Below are 9420 nucleotides of genomic sequence, written 5' to 3'. Positions count from 1 at the left end.
TTGAGTGAAGGATAGGGGTATGAGTCGTGGTGTATGAGTGGGATGTCCGGAAAGCGCGACGCGCTTATCTGCTGAAGATTTTGAGTATTTTCGTTGCAGCCATGGTGACCGCAGGTCTGCCAGCCTGGTTCGTGATAAAAGCCATAAATTCCTGAATAGACCGGCCGACCGGCAGCAGAGATGCTGCGCATCATGCACTCTCTCGTGACGGTGCGGTTTTCTGACAGCATTCTAGCACCTTCCAGCGATATGGTTCGTGGAGAGGTTCGCGCCCGTTCGTGATCCCAATCTCCAGTCAGGCGCATCGCCGCTGATTACCAGAGAAAAAATGCAATGCAGTTAGAAACTTTGGGATGCAGCTTCTATATGGCACTGATTACCGAAAGCACGCCGGACGGCGCGTTGGAAATACGCGCACGGCTTCCCGACTTCCCGTCCGGCTGAGGGGAGCCTTCCTATCCAGACCAGGCACGACTTGACCCACCCTCCGGGGTGGGTTCTTTCTTATCCAAAATTGTTGATCAACCTTACCGTTGCACCCGCGCTGCCATGCTGTCCCTGTCCCGGGAGGCCAGTTCGCATACCATGACCGAACGATGGGCAAAGAAGTATGATTGGCATCTGACACCCGGTAGCCGTCTGGAGGACGAGTGGTCGGCGTATCATGGGCATCGTTTTATCGGCCGGATATGGCGTGAAGCATCGCCCAGTTCCAATGCCGGGAAATTTGGGTGGCAGGCCGCCCAGAGGCCCCAGAGGCCGCCGCGCCGCCCAAACGTTCCAGAATGCGTTAGCGTCGGTGATGGCATCGCCGGCATTGGCCGAGCTTCAGCCGGAGCGGGTTGACCCGCAGACGGGAGAGATCGAGCTTGCGAAATACTCGACCCGCCAATGGTCAATCTTGAATCCGGCATGGCGCGATCTTCCGAGCGGATGGCGGACGATCGCAGTCATGGTGTCGATCGTCGGAATGTTGCTGGAGCGATCGGTCGGCAGGATGCGGCCATTCAGAGAGCGATGGGGTGGACGCTCCCACTCAACGGCACCTTCGTGCCAGAATGGTCGTGTTGGGACCATCACAGGAGAGAGCGTCCATGGAGAAGGTTAGTATAGTCGGCCTGGATTTGGCCAAGAGCATCATTCAAGTTCACGGTGCCAGTGTTGATGGCTCGATCCTCTTCCGGCGAAAGATTTCGAGTAAGAAATTGCTCGACTTCTTATCGAAGATTGATCCCTGCATCGTTGCAATGGAAGCATGTGCCGGAAGCCACCATTGGGGGCGCGAGATTGCAAAGCTCGGGCACCAGGTCAAATTGATCGCGCCGATCTACGTGAAGCCCTTTGTGAAGCGACAGAAGAATGACGCGGCCGATGCAGAAGCCATCTGTGAGGCGGCGATGCGGCCAACGATGCGTTTTGTGGCAGTCAAAAGTCAGGAGAAGCAGGCTTCAGCGACGGTATTTAAGGTGCGTGACCTTCTCGTGAGGCAAAAGACCCAAGTTATCAATGCCCTGCGTGGTCTGATGGCAGAGTTTGGCATTACCGTTCCGCAAGGCCCCGCGCATGTCGGTATTCTGATCAGTCAAGTTGAAGGGGATTGCTCAAGCCTGACGGAGGCCGCGCGCGCGCCTTGCTTGGCATTGGTTGCAACGTTGCGCGCACTCATGGATAAAGTCCGGGAACTTGATCAGGAGATTGGCCGGAGGGCACGACGGGATGATGTTGCCAAGCGGCTGATGAGCATTCCGGGTATTGGACCTTCATTGCAACAGCGCTCGAAGCTTTAGCTCCGCCTGCAGAGACTTTTACGCGAGGTCGAGATTTCTCTGCGTGGATGGGTTTGACACCGCGCCAGCACTCATCTGGTGGAAAAGCCCGGCTGGGTAAAACCTCCAAAATGGGGCAGCGTGACCTTCGACGACTGTTGATAATTGGGGCAGCAGCGGTCGTTCGCTGGGCATCAAGGCGCGGAGCGATCGAAGGGTCTTGGTTATCGCGCATGATTGGCAAAAAGCCGCCAATGCTGATCACCGTTGCACTCGCCAATCGGATGGGGCGGATTGCTTGGGCGCTTATGACAAACGGAGGTCGCTACGAGGAGAAAAGGCTAGCAGCATAAGATCACCTCTGGCGGAGAGGACATCTCACCGTCATTGCGAGTGTAGGCAGGTCGAACGAAGGATATGGACAAACGGTCAAGAGACGGGATTAGGAAAACCAGTTCTACCGGACGGCACCTCGAGTGCGCGTGAGCGTGTTGGACCTGATCTGCGAACTCCCATATGGGCCCGCGACGTTTGAGGTCGCAACGAGAGGCCGGACACACGTCAGCACCCGACCACTGTTCAAGACTGAGTGAAGATTTTGCTTGCATTCGAGGGAGCGTCCACACACGTCCGGTGATGGCGCTGCGCGACTGTCGGATGAGCAACGTCATGCGATCGATCATGTGACCGGGCCGGAGCGGATTTCGGCCGTCATCGTGTTTGCCGGCGCTGGTAAATCCACCATGCTTGCAGTAGCCCGCGAGGCCTGGGAGGCGCAGGGGTATCGGGTGCATGGTGCGGCGCTCTCCGGTAAAGCGGCCGAGGGGCTTGAAGAAAGTTCCGGCATTGAAAGCCGCACGCTGGCATCATGGTCTTTCGCTTGGGACAGGGAGAAAAACCAGCTCGGCCGCGGCGATGTGTTTGTCATCGATGAGGCGGGCATGGTCGGCAGCCCGCAGCTCGCCGGCTTCGTTGGCGAGGCCGAGCAGCGCGGTGCTAAAATCGTTCTTGTCGGTGATCATGAGCAGCTGCAGGCGATCGGTGCCGGCGCACCGTTCCGGGCCATTGCCGAGCGGATCGGCCATGCCGAACTATCCGAAATCCGCCGGCAGCATGAGGGCTGGCAGCGTGAGGCATCAGTGTCGTTCGCCACCCATAAGACCGCCGACGGTCTGGCTGCCTATCGGGATCATGGGACATTCATTTTGCCGCCGACGGTGATGCGGCGCGGGCGGCGATCGTGCGGGATTACCTGGCCGATCGCGAGGACCGTCCGGACGGCAGTCGTGTGGCAATGGCCCATCGCCGTGTCGATGTTCGCGCCATCAATGATGCGATCCGTTCGGGACTTCAGGAACGCGGCGAGCTGGCGCAGGTCGAATCTGGTGGGGTAGGTGAGGGGGAGCTTTCGATCGGGGAGGGCAGGGGCCAGGAGCGGCCTCGTGCTCTGAGCTATCAGACCAATGACGGAAAACGCGATTTTGCCGAAGGCGACCGGATCGTGTTTCTGGAAAACGATCGGGATCTCGGCGTCAAGAACGGCATGTTGGGGAAGGTGCTCTCCGTCGAGCGCGACGCAATACAAGTACAGCTCGACGGGAGAACCGCGGATAGATCCGATCTCGTCACTGTACCGGTGAACAGTTACCAGGCCAGGCCATTGATCATGGCTATGCGACGACGATCCATAAAAACCAGGGCGCGACCGTCGATCGTGCCTTCGTGCTGGCGTCGGGCACGATGGATCGGCACCTCACCTACGTCGCCATGACCCGTCATCGCGACGGGGCACAGCTCTATGCTGCTCAGGACGAGTTCATGGATCGGAAGGCGGCGGGCCAACTTGTGGCGCATGGAGTTGCGCCCTACGAGCACAGGCAAGGCGACCGCGACAGCTATTTCGTGACGCTGGAGACTGCCAACGGCGAGCGCTCGACGACATGGGGTGTCGATCTGCGGCGGGCGATGGCCGAGGCGTCGCCGGCGATCGGCGCGACGATCGGTCATCGTCATGAGGGGTCGGTTCCCGTCACCTTGCCGGATGGAACCGAGACCCATCGTAATGGGTGGCGGGTTCAGGGTGCCGGCGAGCTTGCCTATGATCAGCTCGAAAGCCGACTGTCGCGTCCCGGAGCGAAAGTAACGACGCTGGATTATGCCAGGGACTTTGCCGAGCGGCGCGGTATTGCCGAGGCGATCGGCGTTCGCAGCGAGATCAATCTTGGTGATGCCGCAATCAAGGGGCACGAGCGTCCTTCCCTGCTGGCTCGACAGCAGTGGCTGTTCAGGATCGGTCAACCCGCGAGCGTTCTGCTTACCAGGAGCGTACCCCCTCGCAGGCCGATCCTGAGCGCGAGGAGCGCGCTCCCAGCGTGGCATGTTCGATGGCCTGAAGCTGAAACCCGGCCGTGGTGCCGCGCAGGCCGAGCGGCCGGCGGCGCGGGGTGGCGAGCGACGCCAGGAGGATCGGGGCGAGCGCGACAGGCTGGCAGAGCGGGTGCGGCCCATGTCAGGCTTTGAGCAGGCTGTCGATCGCTATGCGCAGGCCTATGGTTCCGTCGATCGTCAGCTCAATCAGGATCTGCCTGTTCTCGATACCCAGAAGCAGGCCTACCGCACAAAAGCGGCCGACATGGACCAGGTACGGCCGGGGTCGCATCCGCTGGTCCGCACGGCCATGCAATACGATCCTCAGACGGCGCAAGCCATGACGCAGCTTTCCGGACGCGAACGCGTGGCCCAGCTCGTCGACGGCATGGACCGGGAACGCGCTCTGCAGGCCGATCCGAATGTTCGGGCCGATCGCCTCATCGAGCGCTGGAACGAGCTTCGTTCCGAACGGCAGGAGCTCCGGGGTTGGAACAATGACGAAGCGCGGGGTAAGGTCGATGCGGAAATGCGCGGGATGAGCCAGCGGCTTGGCGGCGACCCGCAGCTTGAAACGACCCTGCGCAATCGCGCCCAGGAGATGGGGATCAACTATGTCGGTCGTGATCAGACCATAAGCCACGAGATGGAGCGGCAGCTGACCCAGGGCCGCATCCAGAGCATGGGGCTTGAACGATAGAAGGAAGAGACGGCATGACGGACGATGATCGCAATCACCATCTGAGGACATAGAGCCAGAAGCGTTCCACGACGAGGATGATGCCGGCGATCCGGCCGCTGCGTTCGAAGCCTTGCGCGATACGGTCGAGGACCTGGCCGCCGATCTCGGCCGGGAGATGACGACGATCCGCAAGGGTGTCGAGTCCGCCTTCGATCAGTTGGAGCGGCAGGGGGCGACCGTCGATTACAGTGCCGAGCTGGGCCGGATGACGCAGCAGCTCACCGTCGTGGGCGAGCATTTGCAGGCGATCTATCAGGCGCCGGTTCTGCGGCAGGGTGCCGAGCATTGCGCTCGCGTCCTCGAGCGCAGTGGCGAGGGATTGGTACGATCGGCCGCCCAGAAGCTCGAGAACCGGGCGTCCGATCTCGAGCGCATCAGCAATGTGCTGGCCTCGCACAACAAAAGCGCCCTGCATCGCAAGGATCAGGACTTTCGGATGTGGGTAGCGGCCGGGATTGGTGTTGTCGTCGGTGCGTTTCTCCTGGCCTTCGTGCCGCGCTTTCTGCCATTTTCGGCCGATAGCCGTGTCGCCGCACTCGTGATGGGCGAGGATGTCTGGAATGCCGGCGTCTCGCTCATGACGTCCGCTGATCCTGCCACAGTCAGGCGCGTGGCAGAGGCGGACAGGCTTGCTATCGCGAACAGAGATGCTCTAGCGGATTGCCGTGCTGCGGCCGCAAAGGTGGGCAAGGAGCAAAAATGCACGATCGTCGTGCCAGGACCGGAGAAGGCTCAGTGAGCGAGAAAAGCCCCAGCGTTGTAGAAGAACGCGATCACAAAACAACGACCGCGTGGAAATTTGCTCGTGGGCCGGTTAAAGCTGACCGCTACACGTTGGAGGCGGCGAAGGCTATCGCAGCCATGCTGACTGTCCCGATCGCGGTTTTGCCGAAGGTTGAAGGCGATCGGGTGCTGCCGTTCAGGGTAGGGGTTGGCGTCGACATCGAGACGCTCTTGCGGCCGGATGCGTCACCGAAGGAGTCGCGGAAGGCGCTTCGTCGTTACGCTCATAGCGCGGGATATCTGTTCGCTTCGGCCCAACCGGATGCCTATCGACATGAGATCAATGGTGAGGCGATCGAGCCAGTCAGCGAAAGTGATCGCATGATCGTGCAGAGAAAGCGGAAGGAGCGTCGGCAGCAGCGAGAGAGTGAGGTAGCTTATGAATGATCATGCCGACCGGATTGGAAACATATCCTCGCCGTAGTGGTGAAGCCGAGTGTGGTGTCGTCTCGCGATACTATTCGGTAGAGCTTTTTGGATGGATTTTTTGTCAATTGATTCATCACGTCAATTTATGGGACCGAAACAGCATTGGTTTATATGAACGAATGCCTGCTGCCTGAGTTAAAGCGGCAATCGCTGAAATCGCCGAGGGGCAGATCACGGCGGTACAAGGTATTCGATCTCATGCTGACGGCGGTCCATAATGTCAAAGCCTGTTGTTAAGACAACGCTTTTCTTCGTCTCTGTTCTGATGTGCACGTTTCTTCTCTCTTACGCATGGGAGCATGGCTGGGAAGGCACGATCTCGCGGCTATTGGATCTCCCTTATGACGAGGATTTCGAGGACACTGAGAGGTGGCGCTTTATCATCACTACGTTAGGGTTCTCGGCTGTATCATTGCTGGTTCCGACCGCCCTCATGCATATCCTTCTCGTGAAGCTGGCTCGATCTAACGCTGCGCTTTCACTGTCTCGCGAAACGGCCATTTCGATGGCATTTACGGATGCGCTGACCGGTCTTCCCAACAGAAGGTCGTTGATTGAGGAGATTGAGGCGATTTCGCAAAAGCAGCCACGGGCGGGAAATGTACACGCTCTGATGCTGCTCGATCTCAATAAATTCAAAAGCATCAACGACGTTTTTGGTCACACAACGGGGGATGCGCTTCTCAAACAAGTCGGAACTAGGTTGGGCGATATCGCACGCGCCAGCGGCCTTATTTGTCGGCTGGGCGGAGATGAGTTCGCCTGTGTTATTAGAAACGTTGATGTTTCTGTGGCAGAAGCGATCGCAAGAGAAATCGAGAGCGCTCTGATCGCACCATTTTTCATCGCGGGTCGCGAACACTCCGTCGGGGCGAGCATCGGAATAGCATACATGCCTAGTCATGCACGGGCTTCGGCGGAACTGCTGAGACGGGCCGACATCGCCTTGTATCGAGCCAAAAGCAACGATCAATCGCGAATACAGATTTTCGATCCTGACCATGAGCGGATCGAACAACAGAAGCAGGATACCGGTCGGGCGCTCAAGCAAGCCATTATTGATGGAAATGTCTTGCCGTATTTTCAGCCGATTGTTGACTTGCGCACAGGCAACACCGTTGGGTTCGAAGCACTTGCTCGATGGATAGACGGCCCACGGATAATCTCGCCAGCATTCTTCATTCCGCTCGCAGAGGAACTGTCGCTTATAAATGAGATAACGCTGACGATCCTCGAACAGGCATGCCGCGCAGCAACGACGTGGCCTGCCCATCTCGGCGTTTCCGTCAACATGTCGCCGCTTCTTCTTCGAAAAAATGGTCTCGCGTTGAAGATCCAGTCTATTCTCCTGGCTTCTGGCTTAACTCCGACACGACTAACGATCGAGATCACCGAGAACATGCGGCTTGAGGATATGCCGCTTGCGGTGGAAACATTCCGCAGTTTGCGAGAAATCGGCGTGAAGCTCGCTCTGGATGATTTCGGGACCGGTTTCGCCAGCATCCACCACCTGAAAGAGCTGAGGTTCGACACCCTGAAATTGGATAAAAGCTATGTCTCGGCATTGGGGAAGGACGCTGAGAATGATGCCATCGTTCGTTCCACATTAGCGTTGGCCAAGGCCCTGCAGATGAAGGTCGTTTCCGAGGGAATTGAGGAAATCGAGCAGTCAGACTGGCTGACCTCAGAGGGGGCAGAGCTTGGCCAGGGATATCTGTTTGGCAAGCCAATGCCCGGTCGAGACGTGCTTGCTTACTTAGACGGCGACACCTTGAAGATGGCTGTTTGAGGGAGCCTTCGGCAAACTCGGTGCGGATCAGTCTCCTTTGCGAGCTCTACGGTTTGACACATATGTCGATGATGCGATCAGCTGGCTCAAGCTGCTACAGGATAAGCCCAGAGTTGAAGCGACCTATTCGATCGGTCACAGCAAAGTAGATCTGGTTGCTAACGCCCCTTGCCGGACAGAGAACGTATGGCTGGATTAGCCTATATGCGGTACTTTAATTCTTTGAGACGGGTGTTGGTGCATGTTCGACAATTCCGGTCGCCTTCATCAGGGCGATATGCAAAAGCCGGGCCCAGAAGAACCCGGCCTTGTCTAGGGGAATGAGGCTTACTTGACGTAAATAATCTTGCCGCCAGTTCCCGTCGTCTCGACGGCGACAACATTCTCAACCTGAACATTCCTGTCCTTGATCGCAGCCTGGAGCGACGGATCAGACTGAATCTGGGCCTGAGCTGCCTGCATCATCTCCGGGGTTGTGTTCTGAACCTTGTCCTGAGGGGGCGAACCGCCGCCGGATGCTGGGGGCTTTGAGACGTTGACGACCGAAACGTCTGCGGCTCTGGGCGCCGGAGCGGTGACGGAGATATCCTGCGCATACGCGCCTGCGGCAAAGGTCGAAGCCGACAACATGGCGGCGAGGGCGAGCATCTTCTTCATAATATATCTCCTAAATCGCGTTCTTCTACGGCGGTCTGGTTCACTGTCTGTGACAGGAGATGACCAGTGGCGATGAGATTTGGTTTCGCGGAAAATGCAGGAATCACAGTCAGCTGAGGTTCCATCACCTTTATGTGAGCAGGTAGAGAGCGACAGCAGTCCGTATCTTAAAGCACCCGCAGATAACAGGGCTGCCTTGCTTTCAATAGTGTCCATCCGAGTGTCTATGGACGCCGGACTGGTTACGGGGTTGGAGAGGTGCGGGGCGGGCAGAGTGCCGAAACCCTCTGTCCGCCTCATTGCACCTTGCTTAGGACGGCGGGTGCAATCTCGGAGATTTGTCCGTTAGGTGATTCCAAAAGCTTACGAGGAAATCCCGAACCGGAGGTCTGAAACTTCCCGGCCTAATTCTCGCTCAGGTAGATCGTTATCGTCGAAGCAACTTTTCTTGCGTGGGGAACCAAGTCCAGCTCCTTGGACTTGTCGGGAAAAGGAGATCGACATGGATTATTTCAGACACCAGACCGAAGACCGCGACGCTCAGTTGACCCCGTACCAGCGCTGGCAGAACGATGCCGAAATGGCTCTCGCAGCCACGCGCGACTATCGGAAGGGGACCGCTGGCCTGATCCTGGCGGTTGGGGCCTTGGCCTTTGCCGCTGGTTACTTGACGCGCTCGCAAGTCGCCGAAAGCGAAAACTGAAGGGTTGGCCGGCGCAGCGTTATCTATCGTTTGCCCTGCTGCCGTACCTTGAGGCTATATTCGGCATAGGCATTCCCAAACGTCTCCCGCGACCGCTCAAAATGGGCCGGGGTCATCAACGCGCGATTGGATGCGGCCAAGGCCGACCAATAAGCCTCGCCGGTTTTCATGGGGAAGTCATACT

At 58.1% G+C, this 9420-nt stretch carries 7 protein-coding genes and 2 pseudogenes; 7 read left to right on the top strand and 2 right to left on the bottom strand.

The features are described from left to right. Positions 1–194: hypothetical protein (locus AC2GXZ_RS32315; protein ID WP_483763344.1), on the bottom strand; the 194-nt coding region annotated here is incomplete at its 3' end. Between the two features lie 900 nt (positions 195–1094). Between AC2GXZ_RS32315 and AC2GXZ_RS32310 the strand changes: the two are divergent. The 6 genes and pseudogenes from AC2GXZ_RS32310 (at position 1095) to AC2GXZ_RS32285 (ending at position 7876) form a co-directional block, all read left to right on the top strand. Further along, a pseudogene (locus AC2GXZ_RS32310) lies at positions 1095–2119 on the top strand (IS110 family RNA-guided transposase). 297 nt (positions 2120–2416) lie between these two features. Next, a pseudogene (locus tag AC2GXZ_RS32305) lies at positions 2417–4286 on the top strand (AAA family ATPase); the annotation flags it as partial. After that, positions 4273–4833 carry a TraA gene (locus AC2GXZ_RS32300; protein WP_483763343.1) on the top strand — a complete coding sequence of 187 codons (561 nt, stop codon included), beginning with the start codon at positions 4273–4275 and terminating at the stop codon, positions 4831–4833. The pseudogene AC2GXZ_RS32305 and the gene AC2GXZ_RS32300, both read left to right, overlap by 14 nt. 49 nt (positions 4834–4882) lie before the next feature. Further along, entirely contained in the window at positions 4883–5614 is a 732-nt protein-coding gene (locus AC2GXZ_RS32295; RefSeq protein ID WP_483763345.1) for a DUF6118 family protein, read from the top strand. Continuing rightward, a complete protein-coding gene (locus AC2GXZ_RS32290; RefSeq protein ID WP_483763342.1) occupies positions 5611–6045 on the top strand; it encodes a ProQ/FINO family protein in 435 nt (144 codons plus the stop codon). Before AC2GXZ_RS32295 ends, AC2GXZ_RS32290 begins: the two co-directional genes overlap by 4 nt. Before the next feature lie 259 nt (positions 6046–6304). Beyond that, the gene (locus tag AC2GXZ_RS32285) at positions 6305–7876 is read left to right on the top strand and encodes a putative bifunctional diguanylate cyclase/phosphodiesterase (RefSeq protein WP_483763341.1); all 1572 of its coding nucleotides are present in this window, start codon (positions 6305–6307) and stop codon (positions 7874–7876) included. Between the two features lie 327 nt (positions 7877–8203). Here AC2GXZ_RS32285 and AC2GXZ_RS32280 read toward each other — a convergent pair whose 3' ends face one another. Further along, positions 8204–8533 carry a hypothetical protein gene (locus tag AC2GXZ_RS32280; protein WP_483763340.1) on the bottom strand — a complete coding sequence of 110 codons (330 nt, stop codon included), beginning with the start codon at positions 8531–8533 and terminating at the stop codon, positions 8204–8206. Positions 8534–9035: 502 nt separating this feature from the next. Here AC2GXZ_RS32280 and AC2GXZ_RS32275 point away from each other — a divergent pair. Beyond that, positions 9036–9236 (top strand): hypothetical protein, encoded by a 201-nt coding sequence (locus tag AC2GXZ_RS32275; RefSeq protein ID WP_483763339.1) that lies wholly within the window; start codon positions 9036–9038, stop codon positions 9234–9236. The last annotated feature ends 184 nt before the right edge of the window (positions 9237–9420 follow it).

It is taken from the genome of Aliirhizobium sp. YIM B11859, assembly GCF_057163345.1.
This window is presented reverse-complemented; position numbering and strand designations above follow the sequence as displayed.